This window comes from Lentibacillus sp. CBA3610, assembly GCF_013373365.1.
In the GTDB taxonomy this organism is placed as follows: Bacteria; Bacillota; Bacilli; order Bacillales; family Amphibacillaceae; genus Lentibacillus.
Genome location: NZ_CP035925.1, coordinates 2,763,258 through 2,790,202, shown reverse-complemented (window position 1 = coordinate 2,790,202; position 26,945 = coordinate 2,763,258). Strand labels below are relative to the sequence as shown.

Here is a 26,945-nt window from a genome sequence, read left to right as displayed (position 1 = left end):
TATGATGGATATGTTTATTAAAGGGGAAACCCGGTAATGATAGTTGTAAAATAGGAAAACTTCCATTCTAGCTTCCTGCAAACTCTTCCTATAGTTACCATTCAAATAAATAGAAAGAGAAACATTCATAAATTTCACGATAATCAATAAACGTTTAAAAAGTGGATTAAGGGGCCGACCTCCGAAAAAGAAGCCGCTCTGCAAATGTGAGCAATGGACTTTTATCGGAGTTGATGATTTCTCCGTTCACCATTGGACATGTCAATGTTTGGTCGAAGTTCCTCTGTATCATTTTCAACAAACTTTTTGAACAATTTAAAAATGAATAGGTGTGGTGATTTAATGGCATCCTTAACTATTTCCCATCTGGAGACATTAACGTTAAAGGAAATTTATGCTCTGGCACGGGAATACAAAGTATCGTATTATGCAAAACTTACAAAAAAAGAACTCATTTTTTCAATTCTGAAAGCACAGGCTGAAAAAGACGGTTATTTATTCATGGATGGGATTTTAGAAGTAATACCTTCAGAAGGATTTGGCTTTCTTCGTCCAATCAATTATTCCCCAAGTGCAGAAGATATTTATATTTCCGCATCACAAATCCGCCGTTTTGATTTAAGAAATGGGGATAAAGTATCCGGCAAAGTACGTCCGCCAAAAGAAAATGAACGTTATTACGGCTTGCTGCATGTTGACGCAGTGAACGGGGTGGACCCCGAAACGTCAAAAGAACGTGTGCATTTTCCGGCACTCACGGCATTATATCCTGACCGTTTCATGCAACTGGAACGCGAGACCAAAAATTTGTCGACCCGGATTATTGACCTGATGACACCGGTTGGCTTTGGGCAGCGCGGACTGATTGTTGCACCGCCAAAAGCCGGTAAAACAGTGCTTCTGAAGGGAATTGCCAATAGTATTTCAGCGAACCATCCGCATGCTAAATTGATTATTTTACTAGTGGACGAGCGTCCTGAAGAAGTAACCGACATTGAGCGTTCGGTTCACGAGGACGTGGATGTCGTCAGCTCCACTTTTGATGAGGTTCCGGAAAGCCATATCAAAGTTTCCGAACTTGTTCTGGAACGGGCGATGCGTCTGGTGGAGCATAAGCGTGATGTCATTGTCCTGATGGATAGCATCACACGGCTTGCCCGTGCCTACAATCTGGTCATTCCGCCAAGCGGCCGGACACTTTCCGGCGGGATTGATCCAGCAGCATTCCACCGCCCGAAACGCTTTTTTGGTGCAGCGCGGAATATCGAAGAAGGCGGCAGTTTTACCGTCCTGGCGACGGCTTTAATTGACACGGGTTCCCGAATGGACGATGTTATCTATGAAGAGTTTAAAGGAACGGGCAATATGGAACTGCACTTGGATCGCAGTCTCGCTGAACGCCGGATTTTCCCATCTATTGATATACTGAAATCCGGTACACGGAAAGAGGAATTGCTTGTCTCGAAAGATCATCTTGACAAAATCTGGGCCATCCGGAAAACAATGCAGGATTCCCATAATTTCCTCGACCGCTTCCTGAAACGTCTCAGATCAACGAAAAATAACGATGAATTCTTCCAGCAAATGGAGGATGAAATGAAACGTAAGGGAACGAAAGGGTAGTTTGTTTGCTTAAGGCTGTTTTCTTAAACTTTGTTGTTTTGGAATAGTTTAGGGTATATAGCCTTGCTAGCAACCCGAAAAGCAACAAATTTGTGAATTAGCCCTTCTAAACGGTTCTTTGAAATATGATATTTTGTATGAAAAAAGGCTGAAGTATGAAGAAAATGACAGGCAATGATTGACTATTGCAATCATAACGTTGCGCTGTTATAATCTTTCTGTAGATAAGGACATGAGACCTGTAACGGCTCTTATAATAACTCTGAATGCATAAGGATTCAGGGCAAGAAGGAGTGGAAGGATATGAAAAATGAAATTCATCCGGAATACAGAAAAGTTGTTTTCCTGGACACAAGCTCAGATTATAAATTCTTGAGCGGTTCAACACAATCTTCCGAAGAAACAATTGAATGGGAAGATGGCAACACGTACCCGCTAATTCGTGTTGAAATCAGCTCAGCTTCACACCCATTCTATACCGGAAAACAAAAAGCTGACAAAGTCGGTGGACGTGTCGACCGATTCAAGAGAAAATATAATATGAAATAAAAAGCTGAGGATTCATATAAAAAACAGGCAATATGTCTACACGTTGCCTGTTTTTTCACTTTGTAACAGGGAATATCTCTGGAAATGACTTTTTCAAAATTTGCCTGAAATAACGATAAGCTAATCATACATAATAGAAATACGATTTGGAAGGGAGCTCCGGCATATGTACGTGATGAAACATAGCGGATGGCTTGAAGTCATTTGCGGCAGTATGTTCTCCGGGAAATCAGAAGAACTGATACGACGCGTTCGCCGTGCAACTTATGCCAATTTATCGGTACGCGTATTTAAACCGGTCATAGATGACAGATATGCTGAAGAGTCAGTTATATCGCATAATGGTACGTCAATTATTGCACGTCCGGTGAAGGATTCGGATAACATATTGGAATACCTGCAGCAGCATCATATCGATGTCATCGGAATTGACGAAGCCCAATTCTTTGATGATAATATCATCTCAGTAGCTAATGAGCTTGCAAACGATGGAATTCGTGTCATTGCCGCGGGTCTGGACACTAATTTCCGCGGGGAACCATTCGGCCCAATGCCAAAACTTATGGCACAAAGCGAATCCATTTCAAAATTGAACGCCATTTGCCCGATCTGCGGTTCACCGGCTAATCGTACGCAGCGTTTGATTGATGGCAGACCTGCATCATATGATGATCCGGTCATCATGGTGGGGGCTTCGGAATCGTATGAACCAAGGTGCCGCCACCATCACGACGTTCCAAATAAGCCCGGTCATAAAAATGTACAAGCCATAACTGAAATATCTGAGTAAAAAAGAGTGCTGCGGCGCTCTTTTTTATGAGATCAGAAATATAACATTTCAGATGAAGACTTCAATCTTGAAATCGGCTAATTCGCCGATTTCCTCAAGTCTGACTTCTGGCCTCTGCCCCTTGTTTGGAACAATTGCAATAAGCTTGGTTATCATACATACTAATGTTGACAAATTTTTCGGAAATCCTGTTTGGGGGCTGGTAAAATGGTTGATCTAAGTAAACTAACGGTATTAAAACAAACACTCGATGACTACAGACCGCTGTCGGCGGAGATCATGGAATTGATGGATGAGAAGTTCAAAATGGCAACCAATACCATCCGGTAGAATTAGCCGCAAAAGCACACCATCGCTTTGTTGCGATTCACCCTTTCGATGATGGGAATGGTCGAGTTGGCAGGCTGATCATGAACTTGATTGTCATGAAAGCCGGTTACCCTCCGATCGTCATAAAAAATGAAAAACGGGAGGATTATTATCAAGCATTGGCTCAGGCGGATAATGGTGATTTTTATCCACTCCTTAGTCTTTTTTATGATGAAATGAAGCGAAGTTTGGAATTGATGCTTGAGGTCATTCGGGGGAAGGATTCTATGTGATGTCCGTAGAGAAGCGGGTTGCTTCGGGATTAAGCCCCTGCTAATTTTGACCTCCCTGCATGAGTATATTATAATTAGACTGTTAATCGAAAAGAGGTGACCGTTGTGTTAGACCGTTTACAATCGCTGGAAGAGCGCTATGATAAATTGAACGAGTTACTAAGTGACCCTGATGTTATAAGTGATACGAAAAAACTGCGTGAGTATTCCAAAGAACAGTCTGACCTTGAAGAGGTTGTACAGACTTACCGAACGTATAAAGACGTGGAAAAACAATTGAAAGATGCAAAAGAAATGCTTGAAGATGAATCCGATGATGACATGCAGGAAATGGCAAAAGCCGAAATCGAGGATCTTTCCGAAAAAGAACAAGAGCTTGAGGAGAACTTAAGAATATTACTCCTCCCGAAAGATCCGAATGACGATAAGAATGTCTTCATGGAAATTCGCGGAGCTGCCGGCGGAGATGAAGCAGCTTTATTTGCCGGTGACCTTTACCGTATGTACAGCAAATACGCTGAAACACATGGTTGGAAAATTGATGTCGTTGAAGCGACGTCAACCGGTGTCGGCGGGTATAAAGAAATTATTTTCATGGTAAAAGGTACCGGCGCTTACTCCAAACTGAAGTATGAAAATGGTGCACACCGCGTGCAGCGCGTCCCGGAAACAGAATCCGGCGGCCGAATTCATACCTCGACTGCTACGGTAGCTGTTTTGCCTGAGGCTGAAGATGTGGAAGTGGATATCAATGAGAAGGATATTCGGATGGACACATTCGCTTCAAGCGGCCCCGGCGGCCAAAGTGTCAATACGACCATGTCTGCTGTCAGGCTAACGCATGATCCGACCGGAATTGTTGTATCCTGTCAGGATGAAAAGTCGCAAATCAAAAACAGGGAAAAAGCGATGAAAGTGCTGCGTGCACGGATTTATGACAAGTTCCAGCAAGAAGCTCAGGCAGAAATCGATGAGAATCGTAAATCGGCAGTGGGTACTGGTGACCGTTCAGAACGTATTCGGACATACAATTTTCCACAGACCCGTGTAACGGATCATCGTATTGGCTTGACGATTCAGAAGCTTGATCAGGTGATGGAGGGGAAATTGGATGAGTTTATCGATGCCCTGCTTCTGGAAGAACAAACACAGAAACTTGAAGAAATTGGTGAATGAAGATAATGGATAAAGAACCGAAGCTACATGAAGTCCTGCACCGGGCTTCTCTTTTTTTAGAGGAAAATAATCGCGAGGCAAAAGTGGCTGAACTGCTTTTGCAGTATTATCTAGGTGTGTCACGGTCAAAATTTTTCATGATGATGCGCGACCCGGTACCGGAAGATGTCATCAATCAATTCAATCGTGCTGTAACCGAGCATGCAAAAACCGGGATGCCCCTTGAACATATGACCGGTTATGCCTGTTTTTACAGCCGTCGCTTCCAGGTTAATGGACATACATTGATACCGCGCCCAGAAACAGAGGAACTCATTCAGCATATTGTGGAAACAGTCTCAGATGAACCGCACACAATTGTTGATATAGGAACCGGAAGCGGGATCATCGCTGTAACGTTGGCGCTGGAGCTGCCGAATGCAGTCGTTTATGCGACCGATATTTCCCCGGATGCACTTGAAATTGCCGGTCAAAATGCGGAACGATTAGGTGCACATGTTATTTTCCTTGAGGGTGATTACGTGGAGCCGCTGATCGAACATCATATCCAAGCAGATATAATTGTATCCAATCCACCGTATATCGCACCAGCTGAAAAAACAGAGCTATCCGATACAGTGAAAAATTTTGAACCGGAACAGGCACTTTTTGCAGATAATAATGGTCTGGCTTCGTACAAAGCAATCATTAGCAGGCTGCCTGAAACCCTGAAACAAGACGGCTTTTGTTTTTTTGAAATTGGCCATCAGCAAGGCAAAGATGTCCAATCCCTATTACAAACGGCTTTTCCGGAAATGGATGTTGCGATTATAAAAGACATGAATGGAAAAGATCGGATTATCAGTGGGACGCGGGGTCAGACCCCATGTCCCACAAAAAATTAATAGATTCATAGTATGAAAAGAATCCCCCCTGTCCAAACTGTTTCTAAAGAGAAACGTCATTCAGATTGGAGAGGGGTTTTTTTACGATGCGAAAGTTAGCAGTATCGGCTATTATCATTTTTATTATTATTTTTGCCATGCCGGTTAAGAGTATTAGTGAAGAAAATGGGTACAGCGCCCAGTCTGATATAAAAGTTATTCCGGATGAAGCGATTCGTTTGCGTATCCTGGCCAATAGTGACAGTGAGGAGGATCAGGCTTTAAAGCGGAAGGTCCGTGATGAGGTGAATAATGCCATAACCGAGTGGGTAGAGCACATGACGGACATCGACGAAGCCAGAAAGCTGATTGAATCACGTATCCCGGAGATCAATACGATTGTGAACGACGTCTTGGAAGCAGAAAATAATCAGCAGGACGCCAATGTTGAATACGGTAAAAATGTTACATTCCCGGCTAAACTCTATGGTTCATATATGTACCCCCCGGGTGAATATGAGGCTGTTTTGATTACGCTTGGGGAAGGTCAGGGTGATAACTGGTGGTGTGTGTTATTCCCGCCACTCTGCTTTCTGGACTTTTCAAATGGCGCCAGTGTAGCTGAAGCGGAAGAAGCCGAAACCGATGAAGAAACACAGGATGAAGACAAAGATGAAGAGGAAGAGGCCGAGGTTAAATTTTTTCTCTTTGAATGGTTCAGTTAGGTCATAGATTTTCTAGTTTCTGCATAACTTACTAGAAAAGAATTCAAATCATAGAGGTGGAAAAAATGGAGATCATCGCAGCTAATCATGCTTCAACGGAAAAACTGGAAGAATTTTTGCAGCATAACCAGGACGTCGAACGGGGACTATTGCTGGAGAAAGGCTATGTCGTGGAACTGAAAGAGAAGATTGAGGGCTGTTTTGTTCTGGATACGGTTGATGACGATATTTACTGGCTGAAACAACTTTACGTGACGAAAAATGCCGCAACATCTTTGCCTGTTTTATTGGAAACGATCTTGGCATTGGCCAAAGAAAAACAAGCCAAGCAAGTTTTTGTCCACAGTCATCAGCCAATGGTCGATATTTTGCTTGAAGCATTGCAATTTTATCCACAAAAAGAAAACGCGTTTGTAAGTGAAGCACCTGATAAGGAAGGAAACTGGTGGACGTATAACGTTTCCTGATATGTTATAAGCTAAGGAATTTCACATTATCCACATTCATGCACAATTTGTTGTGGAAAACCTGTTAAAAACACGTGAACAAACTTGAAAAACTATGCACAGCATTGTGGAAAATTAAATCGGCTTTTGCTGATATTACTCGGGTGCCATTGGTGTTAACGCCCGGAGTTTTTGGATGATGACCGACTAAAGTGGAAGTAATAGTGTTTCCGGAGAATTGTGGATAGTCTGTGGAAAAGTTTCTGCAGGCTATCTTTTCTTTTGGCCTGCGTGTGCATAAGTGGAGCACACAGACCTCATGATAAGTCCCGGTTTTTTAATACTTTAAGAAACCGCAAAATTAGCTTAGGATAGACAATATGGGAAAATAGCGTACTTATGCTTAATAATACGCAAATTGTAGTATACCTTCACGTTTTCAAAAAGGACATGATAGGAAAGAGGGACAGCAGGGATGCAGACGAAACGATGGTACATTGATGAAAGACAGCCTGAACAGCAGGCGATTGAAGAAGCGGCTGATCGATTACGGAACGGCCGGACGGTAGCTTTTCCGACTGAAACGGTTTATGGTCTTGGCGCAGATGCAACGGATGAGGCGGCTGTTTCAGGTATTTTTGAAGCGAAAGGAAGACCGGAAGATAATCCATTGATTGCTCATGTTGCCACGAAAAAGCAGCTGAGCAGATTGGTTACCACCCTTCCTTCTGTTGCTGAAAAGCTGATTGATACCTTTACACCGGGACCGATAACGATCGTTTTGCCGAGTAATGGCACGTGTGCGAGCAATGTAACGGCGGGGTTATCCACAATCGGGGTGCGGATTCCGGACCATCCGGTTGCCCAAAACCTGCTGAAGACGTGCGATATTCCCGTTGCCGCTCCGAGTGCGAATATTTCCGGAAAACCAAGTCCGACAACCGCTGACCATGTCTGGGCAGACTTACAGGGGAAAATTGCCGGATTGGTTGATGCAGGTGCAACCGGTGTTGGATTGGAATCGACGGTCATTGATTGTACACAGGAAATACCGGTAATCCTCAGACCTGGCGGCATCACGAAAGCGCAGCTCGAGATGGCAGTAGGCTCTGTTATGGTTGACCCGGCACTGGCCAATACGGCAGACAAGCCTAAAGCCCCGGGGATGAAATATAAGCACTATGCACCTGACGTTCCCATGTGGCTGGTGGCTGGTTCGCCGGAAAACATTCAGGCGGTCATTGATAGAGAACGGGATGATGCGAAACGAATTGGCGTCATGGCCAGTACCCAAACGGCAAATAGATTACAGGCAGACCGCATCATAACGCTTGGCTCCGATTTGCGTGATATTGCAGCAACTCTGTATGATGCATTGCGTGTATTTAAAAATGGGGATGTAGACCTGATTGTGTGTGAAACGTTTCCGCGAACAGACATTGGACAGGCTATCATGAATCGCTTGGAAAAAGCTGCCACTGCGTATGTGGACAGTTAAATCATCCAGCATATGAACCCTGTGGACAACTTGATTTTCAGGTTGTGAGTCACCTGATTGACTCATATTCACCCTCGGACAGGCATATAGTCTAATAGCATGTCTGAGGGGGATTTTGATGTCGGTTTATTATATAGGTGAAATCGTTTCATTAATTTTTATGGCGGTTGCCTTAGGGATGGATGCTTTTTCTGTTAGTCTCGGTATGGGAATGCAGCGAATCAGGCTGAAACGGATTGCCATCGTTGGTGCCGTTATCGGTTTGTTCCATATGCTTATGCCGTTTATCGGTATTGTGCTGGGACAGGCAATCTCGACACAGATTGGCGATTTTGCGACACTTACCGGCGGATTGCTGCTTGTTGGAATCGGTGCACAAATGATTTTTTCCGCCTTTAATCATGAATCACAAAAACTGGTACAACCGGTCGGAATCGGATTGATCTTTTTTGCGTTGAGTGTCAGCCTGGACAGTTTTTCGGTGGGCCTCAGTCTTGGCTTATCGGAAGTAAAAATAGTTATTGCGCTCTTATTTTTCGGAATGGCCAGCATGATCCTTACGTGGGCTGGTATGATTTTAGGACGGAAAATGCACGGCTTGCTCGGTGTGTACAGTGAAATATTGGGCGGCAGCATACTTTGCGGATTTGGATTACATATAGTGTTTGGCTAAAGACGCTCTGTGAAATGATGGAGGGTCTTTTTTTCGATGAGTCGTTAAAAAGTCCATCATTTTAACTTGGGTGACAGGAACAAGCAGATTTCCATAACGTGTTTTTCCTGATTTTTTTCTGACAACCATACCATTCTATGATATAGTTTGGATAGGATTTCAATACGGAGGTCTCCCAATGAAGATATTGTTCATATGTACAGGAAATACGTGCCGAAGCCCGATGGCGGAAGCACTGCTGAAAGATAGGATCCCCGAAGCAGAGGTGCAATCGGCGGGTATTTTTGCTGTGAAAAATCAACGCCCGAATGATCATGCTGTTGAAGCGCTGAAACGCGAGGGCGTGACGCTGACTGCGAAATCACAGCCGGTAACCGCTAAATTGCTGCATTGGGCAGATTTGGTACTTACCATGACAACACAGCACAAACAGTCACTGATCATGGAATACCCTGATTTCCAGGAAAAATATTATACATTAAAAGAATATGTTTCCCATGCTGATAAAAAAATTTGGAATGAATTGAAACAACAGTATGCTGATTATGAGGAGAAGCGATCGCAATACATTCAAAAGAATCAGCATAAAATGGACAATCATAAACTTGAACAAGAACTTAAGAAATATTTGCAGAATGATTGGGAAAACATTCAAAAGCTTGAAGCCAGTTTAATCAATTATGATATCTCGGATCCGTTTGGCGGTGATTTGGGCATTTATCAGAAAACATTGGGAGAGATAAAAAAGCATATTGATGAGCTGGCCCGAAAGATTGATAGGAGTCAATAGCCTGGAAATGTTGTTGTGGGCGTTTCGGCCTGCAGAGTGCAGGTCATGCATATGGCGAACCTAAACAGGGGGCAGGTGAGTTGTGATGGATTTCAAAGAGCAGGTCAGGCGCGATATGGAGGCTATATCCACTGAATGGCTCGGGAGCGGTCATTTAAATGCAGGTGATGTATTTGTTGTCGGCTGTTCCACCAGCGAAGTTTCAGGTGAGCGAATTGGCACGTCCGGCAGTGAGGAATTGGCCGCCATTCTTTTTGAAGAGCTGTCAGCGTTGCAAGCGGATACTGGTATTGTGATTGCTTTCCAATGCTGTGAACATTTAAATCGCGCCCTGGTGGTGGAAAAGGAAACAATGCAGCGCCACAACCTGGAGGAAGTTACCGCTATTCCGGTTCCGCGTGCAGGCGGTTCAATGGCGTCGTTCGCCTATAAAAATATGAAAAACCCTGTCGTTGTTGAAACCATTAAGGCAAACAGCGGCATCGATATTGGTGAAACAATGATCGGCATGCACTTAAAGCCGATTGCTGTACCGCTCCGGTTTGAACAGCGCAGCATAGGGAACGCCCGGGTGACGGCTGCACGTACCCGACCAAAATTAATCGGCGGCAAGCGCGCAGTCTATGATAAAGAAACTGCCGAAGCCATTACAGAATAGGCAATCCATCAGGATCCAAGGTTGCGATGCTGATTTGATTGATAATGCAGATTAAACGACACCATAAAACAAGGGGGAACGACATATGGAACATGTAAAGCAGACTGATCATGAATTGTATGAAGCAATACACGGGGAAAAAACACGCCAGCAGGAAAAGATTGAACTGATTGCCTCGGAAAACTTTGTATCCGAAGCTGTTATGGAAGCCATGGGTTCAGTCCTCACAAATAAGTATGCAGAAGGCTATCCGGGCAAACGCTATTATGGCGGCTGCGAGTATGTTGACGTCGCCGAAAATCTGGCACGCGACCGGGCGAAAGAACTTTTCGGTGCAGACCATGCCAATGTACAGCCACATTCCGGTGCGCAGGCCAATATGGCAGTCTACTTTTCCGTGTTGGAAGCGGGAGACACCATTCTTGGCATGAATTTGAATCATGGCGGGCACTTAACACATGGGAGCCCCGTGAATTTCAGCGGAAAGATGTATCATGTCGTTGATTACGGTGTTGATCAGGAGACAGAACGGCTTGATTATGATGCCGTACTCGAGCGTGCCAAGGAAGTACAACCGAAACTGATTGTCGCTGGTGCGAGTGCCTATTCGCGTGAAATTGATTTTGCCAAATTCCGGGAAATTGCCGATGAAACAGGCGCATATCTGCTGGTTGACATGGCACACATTGCCGGACTTGTTGCAGCCGGACTTCATCAAAATCCGGTAGCGTATGCTGACTTTGTAACGACAACAACACATAAAACGTTGCGCGGTCCACGCGGCGGGATGATTTTATGTAAAGATGCGTATGCAAAGATAATCGATAAAAACGTCTTTCCGGGTATGCAGGGCGGCCCGCTGATGCATGTCATCGCAGCTAAAGCCGTTTCCTTTAAAGAAGCCATGTCTGATGAATTCAAGACGTACTCGAAGCAAATCATCCAGAATGCAAAAGCATTAAGCGATGCCTTGACGGATGAGGGTGTCCGCGTCGTATCAGGTGGAACGGATAACCATCTATTGCTGCTTGATGTCACGCCATTAAATCTTACCGGCAAAGTCGCTGAAAACGTACTGGATGATATCGGGATTACCGCAAATAAAAATACAATCCCATTTGATACAGAAAGCCCATTTGTCACGAGTGGCATGCGTATCGGCACGGCAGCTGTGACATCACGTGGCTTTAAAGAAGCGGAAATGAAAGAAATTGCCGGGATTATCGCCTCAGTTTTGAGAAATCATGAGGATGAAAATGTTTTGCGTGAAGCAGAAGAACGGGTCAAAGCGCTGACTGGTCAATTTCCATTATATGTGTAAGTGAAGGGATGTTCCTTTTTGGGGGACATCCTTTTTCATTGTGGGGAATCGCGCTATTCGGAAGTGAATCGCGCGATAATTAGGTTATTCGCGCGACAAACGGGGATTTCGCACAGTGAGCGAATCAGCTCTAAATCTGAGCGAGATCGCCTCAAACCAGAGCGGGAGCATTCTGAACCAGAGCAAGAGCAGTCTGAACCTGAGCGAATCCGCCTCAAACCTTAAGCAAGAGCACTCAAACATATTATTTTCCGCGACCAGCACATGATTTTGCGCAACAATAGTACCGGAATTCAGAAGGGGGGCGATTTTTGGCAGCGGCCAAAAATCATCGTCTAAGATTGCAAGACTTGAGAATCAGATCAATCCTGTGCTTACATTACATATTTTTTTCAACTTTCAATCGTACTTGCAAGCATGTCCATTTTTCAGTACAATTTGAAGGATGCCAATAATATTAAGGAGTGATCGGTGAAATGGGAAATGTACACGTACTGGATCATCCGTTAATTCAACACAAATTGACGTACATACGCGACAAACATACCGGAACAAAAGAATTCCGCGAACTGGTTGATGAGGTTGCCATGCTGATGGCGTTTGAAATCACACGTAATTTGCCATTGCAGGAAAAAACGGTTGAAACCCCGGTAATGGAAGCCCAAGCACAGGTGCTTGCCGGCAAAAAAATCGGACTGATACCAATTCTGCGCGCCGGGCTTGGCATGGTCGATGGGATGCTGAAATTGATTCCGGCTGCCCGCGTCGGACATGTCGGTTTATATCGTGATCCGGAAACCCTGAAACCGCATGAATATTACATTAAACTGCCTTCTGACATTGAAGAACGTGAATTGATTGTTATTGATCCAATGCTGGCAACGGGCGGATCGGCCAATGATGCCATCCACTCCTTGAAAAAACGCGGAGCAAAGCAAATACGCCTGATGTGCCTGGTTGCAGCACCAGAAGGCGTGGAGGTCATTCAAAACGATCATCCTGATGTTGATATTTTTCTTGGTGCTCTTGATGAAAAGTTGAGTGACCACGGCTATATTATTCCCGGGCTTGGTGATGCCGGTGACCGGTTATATGGGACGAAATAATTCAAGTGAGACTTTAAATAAACAGAAAAAGGAGGATCCGGCGATGAGCCGGATCCTCTGTTGTGTTCAGGCAAGTATGTAAGGCTGAGGATATGGGCACTAGACGGGAAACATGAGCGCGTGCGAGAAAACATGGGCTGGAAAACCGAAACATGGGCTGGAAAACAAAATATGGGCTGGAAAGCTAAAACATGTGCCGAAAAACCAAAACATGGGCTGGAAAGCCGAAACATGGGCTGGAAAGCTAAAACATGGGCCGGAAAACCGAAACATGGGCCGGAAAGCCGAAACATGGGCTGGAAAGCCGAAACATGGGCCGGGAAAACCGAAACATGGGCCGGAAAGCCGAAACATGGGCTGAAAAGCCGAAACATGGGCCGGGAAAGCCGAAACATGGGCTGGAAAGCTAAAACATGGGCTGGAAAACCGAAACATGGGCGCGAGAACCGAAACATGGGCCTTATGGGCGCGAGCACGGAGAACGTCTGATCACAAACAGGAAAATTGGTCCCCGAACCATCGACAGACGAAGCCAACATTTTTCATAACGTATATGCAGGCACCAAATGTATGTTAACCCTTTCTGTTTCAAATACTACCTCTATATATCAACATGAAAAGGAGTCTCATTCATGCATCGTTTCTTAATGCTCCTCACAATTACCATTACCATATCGCTCTTCCCGGCATCCGTTACAGCAATGACCGATAATACAGAAGAAGCGTCCATCATCATTGAAGTCGATGGAAATCCGGAAGAACATAAAATGTATCTTGAAACATATCATCCCCAGATCGACGTGATTGCTTCATATGAAACATTATTCAATGGTCTGGCCTTGAAAGCAGATCCGAGGCAATTTGAACAAATAGAATCACTTGACTTCATCCAGGCCGTTCATCCCGTCACCACTTATGAAACACAGCTGGAGGCCCTGGAGGAAACTGAAAATAGCGTGATGCCGTCAGCTCTGAATCGGACGTCCTACACAGGAGAAGGTGTTCAGGTTGCGGTGATTGATACGGGAATTGATTACGACCACCCGGACCTCGCTGGAAATTTTGCCGGTGGTTACGATTTGGTAGATCTTGATGACGATCCAATGGAAACAAAAGCTTCAGAAGGAATGCCAACGATGCATGGCACTCATGTTGCAGGCATCATAGCTGCAGACGGTGAGTTGCAGGGAGTTGCTCCGGATGCCGACATTCATGCTTATCGTGCACTGGGTCCGGGTGGTATGGGTACGTCCGTCCAAGTGATTGCTGCATTGGAACAGGCGGTTGACGATGGTGCCGATATTATCAATCTGTCGTTGGGAAATGCTGTGAATGGCCCGGATTTCCCGACCAGTGTTGCAGTTGATCGGGCTGTGGATCTTGGTGTGCCTGTAGTCATAGCAAATGGCAATGCCGGTCCGGAAAATTGGACAGTCGGTTCGCCGGCAACAGCGGCCAATGCCCTTTCTGTCGGTGCGACGTCAAATCCGCTGACCGTTCCATATTTAGTGGAATCGCTGCAGGACAAACATATTCCTCTGATCGAAATGGGAGGATCGAAGCCATGGAAACTGGGCAAAAGCTATGACGTGGACGTTTTTAACGGGCAGAACGCTCAAGGGAAGATTGCCCTGATGGAACGCGGTGAAATGCCTTTTTCCGAGATGGCTCTCAAGGCACAGGAAGCAGGTGCAGTTGCCGCTGTCATATACAATAATGAACCGGGCCACTTTCAGGGTATGATGTCTGATACACAAGATTCCATTGAGATACCTGTTGCGTCAATCGCTCGGGAAGATGGTGAATGGCTCATGCAAAATGGTCAAGATAACAATCTTTACCTTGAAACAGAATATGAAACGACCGAACAAACGATGGCTGATTTCAGTTCCAGGGGGCCTGTTACCGTGAACTGGGATTTGAAACCGGACGTCAGCGCACCTGGTACAAACATCTTAAGCACGATTCCCGGTGGCTATCAGGAGCTGCAGGGTACGAGCATGGCAGCTCCACAAGTTACCGGAGCGATGGCCCTTTTAATGGAAGCTCATCCCGATTGGACAGCCAGCGAGTTGACCGGTGCGTTAAAAACGACAGCAACAAGAGTCCGGGATGGTGGTTCAGAATTCTATGAACCGATAATACAGGGTGCCGGCAACATTCAGCCGGAAAAAGCCATCAATAGTACAACGGTCATTGAAGACCCATTATTATCATTCGGCAAAATCGGCGGAAATCAGAAAACGAAAACAATGGATATAAAAATTGAAAATAAATCCGATGAGCCACAGACGTATAGATTTTCCATACCGGACAAAGAAAAAGGGCTGACCTGGGATCTGCCGTTAAGTTTCACACTGGAGAAGGGAGAAACAACGACCGTTCCTATCGAGTTGAAGGTTAATGGAAATCAAATCGATAAAGGTATTCATCAAGGCTGGCTGACATTGAACCAGCAGGATGAGAAATATCAGCTTCCTTACCTTTTTGTTAATCAAACAGCCGACCACCCGAAAGCAATGGGATTTGACTTCACATTGAAGCCATTTTCTGATGACACATATGCTTACCAGCTTTATTTGACCGATCCGGCTGAGAGCATTGATGTTATGTTATATCACCCGCAAACGCTTGTATATGAACGGACACTGCTGACATCGGATGATCTGCAGGTAGGTTTGAATAAGGGTCAGATTGATCAATCGGAGCTTGGGAAACCGGGGCAGTATCTGGCTGTTATCAATGTTAAACTCGAAACCGGCGAAATGGAAAGCTATCAGACCGGAATTTATATTGAGGAGCAATCATAAGGACAGCACGGCATATTGGCTGAGACCCTCTAAAAACATTTCAGATATATATCAAAAAAAGGAATAGATTGTCAAATAATGTTCACAACAAAAGTGGCTTTTTTCCTATATAATAAGTAATCAGGATGTGCTTAAATCATGTCGGAACCAGCCCATTGACGATGCATAAACCCTTATCATGGCAGCCGTGTTTTTTGACCCGATTCTAATTGACAATAGATAGCGGCTAATGTACACTAGCTTAGTGTGGAATGGTAATGGTTTCACCAAATTCAGTCATGATAGGTGCAACGTATTTATGCTGTGTTAATCATATCCTTTTAACGCGACATATGGCGTGACGATGCTCACTACTCAGAAAATAAAATATGTTCAAAATTTTGGGCATCCTCTATTGGGGGAAGTGTGAACGATGTCACATTATAATCAAATGGTAATACGTCAGCGTAAGTGGATGTTGTACCTTCTTGCACTCTTGGTATTGGGAGCAGGATTCTCCTCATACCCAACGATTTTCCTCGGTCTATTGCTCGGAAGTTCAGCCAGCTTTTTTAATATGTGGATTTTGCAGCGAAAAATCAGACTACTCGGTGAGGCTGTAGCTGAAGGAAAATCAGTTTACGGAATCGGAACCTTTTCGCGTTTAGCTGCAGTGGGACTAGCTATTGTCATTGCATCGCGTTTTGAGGAATATTTCCATATTCTCGCTGTTGTCGCCGGGTTGGGAACATCCTATTGTATTATGATGCTGGAGTTTGGAATCCGAACCTTCACCGCAAAAGGAAAACAGCTAGAATAAGGTATTTTCCTGAAAGTCAAGCATAGAAAGAGGTGAAGAAATTGAATCATGAAGCACCAATCGTTCATGATGTGTTTGGAATATCCTGGCTGGATTTCAACCTATCGAACGTGCTAATGATAGCCGTTGCATCTTTAATTGTCTTTATCATTGGTGTTGTTGGAAGTCGCAAACTGCAAATGAAACCGACAGGCGTACAAAACTTCATGGAGTGGTTAATCGACTTTGTGAAAGGTATGATCGGCGACACGATGGACTGGAAAACAGGCAAGGTGTTTCTGCCTCTGGGACTCACACTAATTTCTTACATATTTGTAGTAATCCTCGTGTCGCAACAATGGGGTTGTCGGCATGATTTATGGTGGAAATCACAACTGCGATGCCGGAATCACCTTAACCTTGCAGCGATGGTTGTTATTTTAACCCATTTTTACGGTATAGGTCAAGGGGTCAAGGAATATGGTAAAGTTATTTGCGTCCGATGCCGTTCTTATTACCTTTAATATCTTTGAGAGTTTACCAAACGATAACGTTGGTGTTGCGTCTGTTTGGGAACATTTATGCAGGCGAAATTTTACTGGGATTAATCGTGTCGATGGCTACATCCGGAGGCGCTTTTGCCTTTATTGGATCAGGTGTTCCACTAATGGCATGGCAGGGATTCAGTTTATTCATTGGCGCTATACAGGCCTTTATTTTCACTATTTTAACAATGGTATACATGTCTCAAAAAGTGAGCACAGACCATTAATTAAAAACAAACCAGCTTTACTAATAAAAGGAGGAAATTTCAATGGAAGCTTTAGCAGGAGCAATTGCAATCGGTTTAGCCGCTTTAGGAGGAGCGAGTTTGGTACGGTATGATTGTCAGTCGTACAGTAGAAGGGATTGCACGTCAGCCGGAATTGCGCGGCCCTCTTCAAATGACAATGTTTATCGGGGTTGCGGTAGTTGAAGCGATCCAATTATCGCAGCTGTTATCGCATTTTATGGTTATATTAATGAGCATTGACATATGGTTATGGCGAAGTCCGGTGAAGCCCGGATTGTCGCCATCCTTTATGTTTTCAAAGCCAACCTTTTCAAGTACCAGCAAAAAAGTGACATTCAATGACCGTTTAAATGATTCATTGTGAATATAACCAACCCGACGTATTGTGAAAGGAGTGAGTACTGTGCATTCATCTATTGGTGTTCCAGTCATTGCAGCCAGCGTTGGCGGACTGCAGGTTGGGGACATGCTTACCCAGTTATTTTTCTTCCTGTTACTGCTATGGTTACTGAAAAAGTTTGCCTGGGGACCGCTCTTGAACGTCATGCAGAAACGTGAAGAGCATGTCGCCGGCGAAATTGAAGCTGCTGAACAGGACCGTGCGGAGGCTGAAAAGGCACGGACAGAGGCAAATGAACAACTGAAGCAGACAAAACAGGAAGCACAGAAGATTATTGAAGATGCGAGAAATGCCGGCCAGAAACAGGAGAAGGATATTATCGCATCCGCTCGTCAAGAGGCAGATCGCATCAAGGAATCAGCACAGGAAGAAATCGAAAATGAAAAAGAAAAAGCGATTCAGACACTTCAGGACAAAGTCGCTTCATTATCTGTATTAATTGCCAGTAAAGTAATTGAAAAAGAAATCAGTGAACAGGATCAGGAAGAGCTGATTAACGAATATATTAAAGAGGTAGGAGAAGAGCAATGAGTGAAGTAGTTGCCAATCGCTATGCAGAGGCTCTTTTCCAACTCGGAGACGAAAAAGGAATATTAGAGCAATTGGCCAGCGAGTTTCATGTCCTGAAATCGATTTTTGATGAAAATGAACAGCTTGCACCATTCCTGGAACATCCGCGTGTTAATAATGACAGGAAAAAAGCATTTATTGACGAGGTATTTCAAGGGTTTTCGAATGATGTGATAAACACGATGAAATTATTGATAACCCGTGACCGCATTGGCCTCGTGCCGTCCATTACTGACCATTTTACCCGGATGGTAAATGATGTGAAAGGAATTGCAGAAGCTAAAGTATATTCAGTTCGGGAATTGTCGGATGACGAAAGAAAACAGCTTGAAGAGACATTTGCAAAGCGTTTTAATAAACAGGCCGTTAAGATTCAAACGATTGTGGATCCATCAGTGCTTGGTGGCATTAAACTGCAAATCGGCAACACCATTTATGATGGAACCATTAGTGCCAAATTAAGACGAATTGAGCGGAATGTTGTCACAGCAGACTAATGACGATAGGGGTGAAATGGTATGAGCATTAAAGCTGAAGAAATCAGTTCGCTGATCAAACAGCAAATCGAGAATTTTGACTCGGAAATTGAAGTCAATGATGTCGGCACTGTTATTGAAGTCGGTGACGGTATCGCACGTGCACATGGGCTTGATGATGCGATGTCCGGTGAACTTCTTGAGTTCTCAAACGGTGTCATGGGTATGGCTCAAAACCTTGAAGAAGGAAATGTCGGTATCACCATCATGGGCCCATTTTCGGATATTAACGAAGGCGATGAAGTTCGCCGCACAGGCCGGGTTATGCAAGTACCTGTAGGGGAGGAGCTGCTCGGACGTGTCGTTAACCCATTGGGACAGGCGATTGACGGGAAAGGTCCGGTTGAAACAACAAAAGTGCGGCCGATTGAGCCACCTGCTCCTTCCATTATGGATCGGCAGGAAGTTAATGAACCCCTGCAGACAGGGATTAAAGCAATTGACGCACTTGTACCGATTGGACGCGGACAGCGTGAATTGATTATCGGTGACCCGTCAGACCGGTAAAACGACTGTCGCGGTTGATACGATCCTCAACCAAAAAGACCAGGATATGATTTGTATTTATGTAGCCATTGGTCAAAAAGAATCAACAGTAAGGAGCACGGTTGAAACGTTCCGCCGTTATGGCGCATTGGATAATACCATTGTTGTATCTGCGGGCGCGTCAGAACCTGCACCGCTTCTTTACATGGCGCCATATGCAGGTGTATCGATGGGTGAAGAATTCATGTACAACGGTAAACATGTGCTTGTTGTGTTTGACGACTTAACCAAGCAGGCAGCAGCATACCGTGAACTTTCCTTGTTGCTTCGCCGCCCGCCAGGCCGTGAAGCATTCCCGGGTGATGTTTTCTACTTGCACTCACGTCTGTTGGAACGTGCTGCAAAACTGAATGATGAAAAAGGTGGCGGCTCACTGACTGCACTGCCGTTTGTTGAAACACAGGCAGGCGATATCGGTGCCTATATCCCAACGAACGTTATCTCAATTACTGACGGACAAATCTTCCTGCAATCCGACATGTTTGCCTCAGGTGTCAGACCAGCCATTAATGCCGGTCTCTCCGTATCACGTGTCGGTGGTTCGGCCCAATTGAAAGCGATGAAGAAAGTAGCCGGAACATTGCGGCTTGATTTGGCATCGTATCGTGAATTGGAATCTTTTGCACAATTCGGTTCCGACCTGGACAAATCAACCCAGGCTAAACTTGATCGCGGTGCACGTACAGTGGAAATTCTGAAGCAGGGATTGCATAAACCACTGGCTGTCGAAAAACAGGTTATGATTATTTATGCCCTGACAAAAGGTCTTCTGGATGATATTCCGGTTGAAGATATCACACGTTTTGAGTCCGAGTTCCATATCTGGCTTGATGAAAACCGGAAAGAGCTGCTTTCTACCATTCGTGAAACCGGCAAATTAGCCGAGGATGACGATATGAAAGAAGCAGTCGAAGCATTCAAGAAAACCTTCTTGCCAAGTGACCAATAATGATTAGCTATAAGTGCGTGTTCAAAAAGGAGGATGAAAAGGACCGAGAAGTTCGAGGCGGCGCAGTTTTGAGCAACGAATGTATGGATTTAGATACATGAGTAGCGCAAAAACAAGCCAACGAGCTTCCACAGGAGGTGGTGACTTCTGCGCCCGCCACAGGACGTGGGCGGTTTTAGCAATCTTTTTTGTGCCGAGTAATCGCAGGCACAGAAGATCCCCTGTATGATGTGTCATTTTCACCGGACTTTTTGAACATCTATACAAAAGAGTTTGGATAAAGAGGATCCGGTTACGTCTGCCGGCCTCTGACTTCTAACCTCCGACCTCTGAAAGGAAGGGTGGTGAAAAGCTTGGCATCACTTAGAGATATTCAAAAACGGATTGATTCGACAACCAAAACGAAACAAATTACGAAAGCAATGGAAATGGTCTCCGCTTCTAAAATGAGCAGAGCAGAAGAAAATGCCAAATCATTTGTGCCTTACAGCGAAAAAATGCAGGAAGTGGTTGCCAGTATTGCAAATAGTAATATCGATATGGATGATGTTCACCCAATGTTGCAGGAACGTGAAGTGAAAAAAACCGGCTACTTTGTCATCACGTCCGACCAGGGTTTGGCTGGCGCCTATAATAGTTCTGTCCTCAAAAAACTGTATGAAACGATTCAAGAGAATCATCAGTCAACAGAGGAATACATGATTATTGTCGTTGGCCGTGTCGGCTATGAATTTTTCCAAAAACGTGGCATGCCGGTAGTCAAAAGCGTATTGGGAATGGCGGATCAGCCGAATTTTAACGATATCAAAGAACTGGCATCTGAAACGGTTCAGATGTTTGTTGATGAAGAAATTGATGAACTGACCATTTATTATAACCATTACGTAAGTGCCATTTCTCAAGTAGTGACATCGAAACAGTTACTTCCGCTGGTCAACATGGATGAACAGGCAAATAACGATACCAGTGAGTATGAGTACGAACCAAATCAAAAGCAGATTCTTGAAGTGCTTTTGCCACAATACGCGGAAAGTTTAATCTATGGCGCTTTACTGGATGGAAAGGCGAGTGAACATGCTGCACGGATGACAGCTATGCGCAGTGCTACGGATAATGCGAACGAACTTATTGATGACTTGACATTATCGTATAACCGTGCCCGCCAAGCAGCTATCACACAGGAAATCACTGAGATCATTGGCGGTGTAGCTGCACTTGAGTAGCTCTTTGAGGCGTTCGATAGTAGGATAGGAGGGAAAACTAATGAGCAAAGGACACATAACACAAGTCATGGGACCTGTAGTCGACGTTAAATTTGATGAAGGCCAGCTCCCTGATATTAATAATGCATTAGTTGTCCGGCCCGGTGAAGATGATGCGGATATTAACCTGACACTTGAAGTAGCGCTTCACCTTGGGGATAATGCAGTTCGTACAATTGCCATGGACTCCACAGATGGTTTGAAACGTAATATGGCAATTGAAGATACAGGTGCACCAATTGCAGTACCGGTTGGGGATGTGACACTGAGCAGGGTTTTCAATGTTCTTGGTGATCATATCGACCTTGAGGATCCGGTGCCGGCGGATGTAAGACGGGACCCCATTCACCGTGAACCGCCTAAATTTGAAAACCTGACAACAGATACTGAAATTCTGGAGACCGGAATTAAGGTTGTTGACCTATTAGCGCCGTATACACGAGGTGGAAAAATCGGCCTGTTCGGAGGTGCCGGTGTTGGTAAAACCGTTCTGATTCAGGAACTGATCAACAACGTTGCCCAGGAACATGGTGGTATTTCCGTGTTTGCCGGTGTTGGTGAGCGGACGCGTGAAGGAAGGTAACGACCTTTTACTATGAGGATGAAAAGAGTCCGTGGTTTTTAAGCAGGACGGCCCATGGTATTCGGACAGATGAACGAACGCCGGGTGCCCGTATGCGTGTCGGCGTGACCAGGCTTGACTTATGGCTGAATACTTCCGTGATGAGCAGGGGGACAGGACGTTCTGTTTTTATTGATAACATTTTCCGTTTCACCCAGGCAGGTATGGAGGTTTCCGCATTGCTTGGCCGTATGCCGTCTGCCGTTGGTTATCAGCCGACACTGGCAACGGAAATGGGACAGCTGCAGGAGCGCATTTACCACAACGGATAAAGGTTCATAACGTCAATCCCAGGCGATTTACGTGCCTGCCGACGACTATACTGAACCCGCACCGGCAACGACATTTGCTTCACTGGATGCAACGGACCAACCTTGACCGTGGATTGTCCGAACAAGGGATTTATCCGGCAGTGGATCCATTGGCTTCAACATCCCGTGCGCTGATCCTGAAGTAGTCGGGGAAGACCATACGAGGTGGCGCGTGAGGTTCAGGCCAAACACTTCAGAAAGTATTAAAGAGCTTACAGGACATTATCGCTATTCCTTGGTATGGATGAGCTTTCTGATGAGGATAAATTTAACGGTTTCCCCGCGCTCGCCGTAATCAATTTTCTTATCACAAAACTTTCCACGTTGCTGAGCAATTTACCCGGCCAGCCAGGTCTATTGTACCAGCAAGTGAAAACAGTAAAAGGCTTCAGGGAAAATTCTGGATTGGAAAACATGGATTGATCTTCCGAAGACGCCTTCCGTTTGGTGGGCCCGTTATTGAAGAAGTCGTGGAAAAAAGGAAAAAAATATGGAATAATAATTACAGACATAATACTGGATGAAGGCTCAGCAATCACGCGTATATCGTAAAAATAGCGAACGGTGTGCTGCAGCGTTCCATCCAGCTATTTACCTGTCTCTTAGGAGGGGTTACAATTGAGAAACACTGACTGGGAGTGTTGTTACTCCTGATGGTCCAGTATTGGAAGACAAGTTTGATATGGTCAGCTGTAAAGCCGAAAACGGCGAACTCGTGTTTTGCCTGGTCATATTCCGATGGTTGCACCATTACAATCAGCTCAGTCCGTTTAAAGGATGAATAATAATACGAAAATTTGGCAGGTCATGGGCGGGGTTTCTTGGAGGTACGTCCGGAAAAAAGTGACAAATTCTTGCCCAATCGGCAGAAACTCCAACTTCAATCGACGTTCAACGGGCGGGAAGAAGCAAAAAATCGTGCCGAAAGACGCCTCCAGTCCAAACAGGATGATAATCGACTTCAAACGGGGCAGAAACTAGCACTTCCAACGAGCAATGAATCGACTGGAATGTCGCCAGGTAAAGCGAAACTTCAATCAGCGGGCGGCTTTGCCCGCTGAATTGTTTAGTTGAGCCGAATCGGACATTTAGGGACAGTTATTCGCCGTATTCTGGCGGATTTTATTGCCTATTGCCATGGGGATTGTAAAAAAATCTCTTATAACAGTTTTTGTTTATAAGGATTTTTTTACGTTTGCAGCTGCATAGACGACAGTGAACTGGGAGCTGTGGACATACGTATGTCAGGGTGAACAGAAACATGGGCTCGAATTTACAAAACATGGGCTCGAGATCGCAAATATGGGCGGTGAATTCGCAAATATGGGCCGGAAAAACGCAAATATGGCCGAGATGCAAACATGGGCGGGAAATTCACAAAATGGGCTCGAATTCAAAATGGGCTCGGATCGCAAATATTGGGCGTGATTCGCAAAGGGCCGGAAAACGCAAATATGGGCGCGGAAGATGCAAACATGGGCGGGAAATCAAAACATGGCTCGGAATTTCAAACATGGGCTCGAGATCGCAAAAATGGCGTAAGCAAAATGGGCTCGAGATCGCAACATGGTCGTGAATTCGCAAATATGGGCCGAAAACGCAATGGGGCTCGAGATCGCAAAATATGGGCCGGAAACGCAAATATGGGCGCAATCGCAAAAATGGGCCGGAAAACGCAACATGGGCTCGAATCTCCAAACATGGATGTTGAAAACGCAACTGACCTCGAACCCTGGCATAGCCGCATAACTTCAATTTGTCCCAAAATCCTGAATGCGACATACCTGCCGGGAACAGGAATATCAAATTTAGACCGCTACACTAGCGAAATAAATCACAGAAACACGGCAAAAAACCAACGAAAAGCACAAATATTTTCTGTCGATATTTTCCCGGGCATAAAAAAGAAAAAGTCGATTCGGAAATCCTTATTGCAGCTGTGCAATTAATTGACATCAGCTTGATTTACGTGGCAAAGTAACAATGATATGAGTCAAGCGATTTTTGATAACAGATAAAGGTGTGGAATTATGTTTTCTTCAATTGGCGTAACAGCAATCATAAGTATGATATCACATTTAATATTTATATATATTACATGGCGAGTCATCACAACCATTAATATTGATGCGCTCATCAGAAAAGGGCGTGAAACCGAAGCAAGAATTCTGATTGTATTCATAACAATCGTTATCGGAACAGGTGTCAGCCGCTTTTTCCTTGAGTTTTATACAATGGTTCACAGATCTGATAGTATCTATTTTAAAGGCGCCGTTTCTTTACGATAGTTTAAATTTTCCTTAAGACTGCCTTTACCCAAATTTGTCCGTGTACAAAATAAGTTTAAAATCTAAAATCCCGAATTTTTATCGTAATGGTACAAGCCCCTTTTGTTTTATACTATTAATATAGTAAAAAACAAGGGGGTTTTTTTGTGAGAAATACTAGCATTATATTCATTATCATTTATTATTAATGACCCATGGAACACAGCAGCATTTGCAAAACAAACGGATGAACTGACTATTTGCATCTGTTGTAACCGGTAAAAACATAACAAGTCGATACCCTGGAAGTGACGATAAAGAAGAAATGAATCGTGATAAGATTCGAGCAAATTTTGGAAGAACTTCAGGACAAAAATAGTTACAAGGTCTCTCGTACAGAAGATAAAAACGCTGTAAAATATTTCTTTGAGCGCGTACAAAAAGAAGGAAGTATTTCCGAATCCTATAATGTTGTCATTCCGGAGGAAAACAATGTATAATCAGAACTTGTTGTGGTATTGCAAGGAAAAACTGGAAATGATTCGATCGCTGACAGCTATTTAATCGTGTGGACGACATTAAATTCGACATACTTCACAAATAAGTCGACAAAATTTGCTTGTCTAACAACAAACATTTGATGCTAAAAATAGATAGTGCTTATATTTGATAAAAAATGCAAACATAATTTTGCAACTAACGAACATCCGAACTCAAACAGATAATGTGGAAAATTCAAACGTTAAAAAGATTGTGTTACGGGTATACACCACTGTTGGAGCAAAAAATACGAATGAATGAACCGATGAACATACAAATGGTGGTCCAAAATGGTAACACAAGAGAGCACGCGTCTGACGATAGGGCACACCTATCCTGATTAATGAATATTAATATAGTGAATCGAATAAGGGGAATAGAATATGGAAAAAATCATCGTAAAAGGCGGGAAACCACTGAATGGCTCTGTCAAAGTGGAAGGAGCCAAAATGCTGTTCTGCCAGTCATAACTGCCAGTATGCTGGCAGCGAAGGAAAAAGCGTTATTAAAGATGTTCCCGTGCTGGCGGATGTGTATACAATTAATGAAGTATTACGGAACATGAATGCAGAAGTGCAATTTGAAAATAATACAGTCAATGTCGATGCGTCAAACCAATTACAAACAGAGGCTCCCTTTGAATATGTGCGAAAAATGCGTGCTTCTGTATTTGGGTGCTTGGACCATTGTTAGCGCGGGGTATGGTGATGCCAATTGCCATGCCCAGGTGGGATGCGCATTGGATCCACGGCCGATTGACTTGCATTTAAGGATTCGAAGCAATGGGCACAGGTACACGTTTGGGTAACGGGTACGTTGAAGTTGAAGCTCCCGAACGCCTTCATGGTGCTAAGATTTATTTGGATATGCCAAGTGTGGGAGCCACTGAAAATATTATGATGGCTGCAGCACTGCAGAGGTAAAACCATTATTGAGAACTGTGCGAAAGAAACCTGAAATAGTTGTTTTTGGCAAATCTTCCTGGAATAAATGGGTGCAAAAAGTAGTAGGTGCTGGCACGGAAACGATCCGGATTGAGGTGTTGAAAATTGTATGGTACTGAACACACAAATTATTCCGGATCGCGTCGAGGCTGGTACGTTCATGGTGGCCGGAGCCATTTCCGGGGGCGGCAATTATCTTAATTCAAAATGTCGAAAGTGAGCATTTTGCGTTCAGTTCATTTCCAAGCTGGAAGAAATGGGGGCGTTACGATCAATGAAGAAGAAAAATGGCGTTCGTGTCATTGGCCCTGATAAATTTACTTTGCGACTGATTATTAAAAAACATTGCCGCACCCGGGATTTTCCGACCGATATGCAGTCACAAATGATGGCTCTTATGCTGGATGCTTATGGCCACAAGTGTTATTACCGAAACGGTGTTTGTAAATCGTTTTATGCACGTCGAAGAATTTCGGCGTATGAATGCCGAAAATGAAAAATTGAAAGGGCGAGTGTTATTATCGGAAGGCCCCGGCTGATCTGCAGGGTGCTGAGAGGTCGCAGCAAACTGATTTACGTGCGGCGGGCTGCCCTGATTTTTGGCAGGTTTAGTGCCGACGGATTCCACCGTGTTACAGAATTGAGACACCTTGATCGGGGGCTACGTCGATTTTGCCAATAAATGGCCAGGTTGGGTGCTGATATTGAACGGGTGGATGAAAAAACGGCGATCACGTTAATCCATTCGAACAAGTCGAAACGCCGCATGATAATGTTATAGCAGAATTATCCCAATC

26 protein-coding genes and 5 pseudogenes are annotated in these 26,945 nt (G+C 44.4%); all 31 read left to right on the top strand.

Annotated elements, in window-relative coordinates:
- Positions 1–342: 342 nt before the first annotated feature.
- Positions 343–1,623: a transcription termination factor Rho gene (rho, locus tag Len3610_RS13670; RefSeq protein WP_176448444.1), complete on the top strand. Its 1,281-nt coding sequence runs from the start codon at positions 343–345 to the stop codon at positions 1,621–1,623.
- Positions 1,624–1,926: 303 nt separating this feature from the next.
- Positions 1,927–2,172, top strand: coding sequence for a type B 50S ribosomal protein L31 (locus Len3610_RS13665; protein ID WP_176448443.1), 246 nt, complete (start codon positions 1,927–1,929; stop codon positions 2,170–2,172).
- 166 nt (positions 2,173–2,338) lie between these two features.
- The gene (locus Len3610_RS13660) at positions 2,339–2,962 is read left to right on the top strand and encodes a thymidine kinase (RefSeq protein ID WP_176448442.1); all 624 of its coding nucleotides are present in this window, start codon (positions 2,339–2,341) and stop codon (positions 2,960–2,962) included.
- 207 nt (positions 2,963–3,169) lie between these two features.
- Entirely contained in the window at positions 3,170–3,292 is a 123-nt protein-coding gene (locus tag Len3610_RS21130) for a hypothetical protein (protein WP_255259627.1), read from the top strand.
- A gap of 80 nt (positions 3,293–3,372) precedes the next feature.
- Complete coding sequence (locus Len3610_RS13655; RefSeq protein WP_255259626.1) at positions 3,373–3,564, top strand: hypothetical protein; 192 nt, start codon at positions 3,373–3,375, stop codon at positions 3,562–3,564.
- Positions 3,565–3,669: 105 nt separating this feature from the next.
- Entirely contained in the window at positions 3,670–4,740 is a 1,071-nt protein-coding gene (prfA, locus tag Len3610_RS13650; RefSeq protein ID WP_176448441.1) for a peptide chain release factor 1, read from the top strand.
- Positions 4,741–4,745: 5 nt separating this feature from the next.
- On the top strand, positions 4,746–5,624 hold the full coding sequence (prmC, locus tag Len3610_RS13645) for a peptide chain release factor N(5)-glutamine methyltransferase (protein WP_176448440.1): 879 nt from the start codon (positions 4,746–4,748) through the stop codon (positions 5,622–5,624).
- An 86-nt stretch (positions 5,625–5,710) separates the two neighbouring features.
- A complete protein-coding gene (spoIIR, locus tag Len3610_RS13640) occupies positions 5,711–6,328 on the top strand; it encodes a stage II sporulation protein R (RefSeq protein ID WP_176448439.1) in 618 nt (205 codons plus the stop codon).
- A 65-nt stretch (positions 6,329–6,393) separates the two neighbouring features.
- Positions 6,394–6,795 carry a GNAT family N-acetyltransferase gene (locus Len3610_RS13635; RefSeq protein ID WP_176448438.1) on the top strand — a complete coding sequence of 134 codons (402 nt, stop codon included), beginning with the start codon at positions 6,394–6,396 and terminating at the stop codon, positions 6,793–6,795.
- Between the two features lie 454 nt (positions 6,796–7,249).
- Entirely contained in the window at positions 7,250–8,272 is a 1,023-nt protein-coding gene (locus Len3610_RS13630; protein ID WP_176448437.1) for an L-threonylcarbamoyladenylate synthase, read from the top strand.
- A 118-nt stretch (positions 8,273–8,390) separates the two neighbouring features.
- The gene (locus tag Len3610_RS13625) at positions 8,391–8,945 is read left to right on the top strand and encodes a manganese efflux pump MntP (RefSeq protein WP_176448436.1); all 555 of its coding nucleotides are present in this window, start codon (positions 8,391–8,393) and stop codon (positions 8,943–8,945) included.
- Between the two features lie 178 nt (positions 8,946–9,123).
- Positions 9,124–9,735: a low molecular weight protein arginine phosphatase gene (locus Len3610_RS13620; RefSeq protein ID WP_176448435.1), complete on the top strand. Its 612-nt coding sequence runs from the start codon at positions 9,124–9,126 to the stop codon at positions 9,733–9,735.
- An 85-nt stretch (positions 9,736–9,820) separates the two neighbouring features.
- Entirely contained in the window at positions 9,821–10,393 is a 573-nt protein-coding gene (locus tag Len3610_RS13615; RefSeq protein WP_176449682.1) for a TIGR01440 family protein, read from the top strand.
- Between the two features lie 85 nt (positions 10,394–10,478).
- Positions 10,479–11,714, top strand: a complete 1,236-nt coding sequence (glyA, locus tag Len3610_RS13610) for a serine hydroxymethyltransferase (protein ID WP_176448434.1) — start codon at positions 10,479–10,481, stop codon at positions 11,712–11,714.
- A 476-nt stretch (positions 11,715–12,190) separates the two neighbouring features.
- Complete coding sequence (upp, locus tag Len3610_RS13605) at positions 12,191–12,820, top strand: uracil phosphoribosyltransferase (protein ID WP_176448433.1); 630 nt, start codon at positions 12,191–12,193, stop codon at positions 12,818–12,820.
- 120 nt (positions 12,821–12,940) lie between these two features.
- Positions 12,941–13,309, top strand: coding sequence for a hypothetical protein (locus tag Len3610_RS13600; protein ID WP_176448432.1), 369 nt, complete (start codon positions 12,941–12,943; stop codon positions 13,307–13,309).
- A 143-nt stretch (positions 13,310–13,452) separates the two neighbouring features.
- Positions 13,453–15,630 carry a S8 family serine peptidase gene (locus tag Len3610_RS13595; RefSeq protein WP_176448431.1) on the top strand — a complete coding sequence of 726 codons (2,178 nt, stop codon included), beginning with the start codon at positions 13,453–13,455 and terminating at the stop codon, positions 15,628–15,630.
- 412 nt (positions 15,631–16,042) lie between these two features.
- Positions 16,043–16,429 carry an ATP synthase subunit I gene (locus tag Len3610_RS13590; RefSeq protein ID WP_176448430.1) on the top strand — a complete coding sequence of 129 codons (387 nt, stop codon included), beginning with the start codon at positions 16,043–16,045 and terminating at the stop codon, positions 16,427–16,429.
- Positions 16,430–16,545: 116 nt separating this feature from the next.
- A pseudogene (gene atpB, locus Len3610_RS13585) lies at positions 16,546–17,180 on the top strand (F0F1 ATP synthase subunit A).
- 42 nt (positions 17,181–17,222) lie between these two features.
- A pseudogene (gene atpE / locus Len3610_RS21125) lies at positions 17,223–17,424 on the top strand (F0F1 ATP synthase subunit C); the annotation flags it as partial.
- Positions 17,425–17,604: 180 nt separating this feature from the next.
- Positions 17,605–18,132: a F0F1 ATP synthase subunit B gene (locus tag Len3610_RS13575; RefSeq protein WP_176448429.1), complete on the top strand. Its 528-nt coding sequence runs from the start codon at positions 17,605–17,607 to the stop codon at positions 18,130–18,132.
- Positions 18,129–18,668, top strand: a complete 540-nt coding sequence (locus tag Len3610_RS13570) for a F0F1 ATP synthase subunit delta (RefSeq protein ID WP_176448428.1) — start codon at positions 18,129–18,131, stop codon at positions 18,666–18,668. The genes Len3610_RS13575 and Len3610_RS13570 overlap by 4 nt, the downstream gene beginning before the upstream one ends.
- 21 nt (positions 18,669–18,689) lie before the next feature.
- Positions 18,690–20,202, top strand: a pseudogene (gene atpA, locus Len3610_RS13565) (F0F1 ATP synthase subunit alpha).
- Positions 20,203–20,555: 353 nt separating this feature from the next.
- Positions 20,556–21,425 carry an ATP synthase F1 subunit gamma gene (gene atpG, locus Len3610_RS13560; protein ID WP_176448427.1) on the top strand — a complete coding sequence of 290 codons (870 nt, stop codon included), beginning with the start codon at positions 20,556–20,558 and terminating at the stop codon, positions 21,423–21,425.
- A gap of 40 nt (positions 21,426–21,465) precedes the next feature.
- The gene (locus tag Len3610_RS21120) at positions 21,466–22,047 is read left to right on the top strand and encodes a F0F1 ATP synthase subunit beta (RefSeq protein WP_255259625.1); all 582 of its coding nucleotides are present in this window, start codon (positions 21,466–21,468) and stop codon (positions 22,045–22,047) included.
- Positions 22,048–22,106: 59 nt separating this feature from the next.
- On the top strand, positions 22,107–22,358 hold the full coding sequence (locus Len3610_RS21115; RefSeq protein ID WP_303700397.1) for a hypothetical protein: 252 nt from the start codon (positions 22,107–22,109) through the stop codon (positions 22,356–22,358).
- A gap of 667 nt (positions 22,359–23,025) precedes the next feature.
- Positions 23,026–23,378, top strand: a pseudogene (atpC, locus tag Len3610_RS13550) (ATP synthase F1 subunit epsilon).
- A 234-nt stretch (positions 23,379–23,612) separates the two neighbouring features.
- Complete coding sequence (locus Len3610_RS13545) at positions 23,613–23,825, top strand: hypothetical protein (RefSeq protein ID WP_176448426.1); 213 nt, start codon at positions 23,613–23,615, stop codon at positions 23,823–23,825.
- Between the two features lie 602 nt (positions 23,826–24,427).
- On the top strand, positions 24,428–24,685 hold the full coding sequence (locus Len3610_RS13540; RefSeq protein ID WP_176448425.1) for a DUF1146 family protein: 258 nt from the start codon (positions 24,428–24,430) through the stop codon (positions 24,683–24,685).
- 311 nt (positions 24,686–24,996) lie between these two features.
- Complete coding sequence (locus tag Len3610_RS13535; RefSeq protein ID WP_176448424.1) at positions 24,997–25,164, top strand: hypothetical protein; 168 nt, start codon at positions 24,997–24,999, stop codon at positions 25,162–25,164.
- 423 nt (positions 25,165–25,587) lie between these two features.
- Positions 25,588–26,827, top strand: a pseudogene (locus Len3610_RS13530) (UDP-N-acetylglucosamine 1-carboxyvinyltransferase); the annotation flags it as partial.
- Positions 26,828–26,945 lie beyond the last annotated feature (118 nt).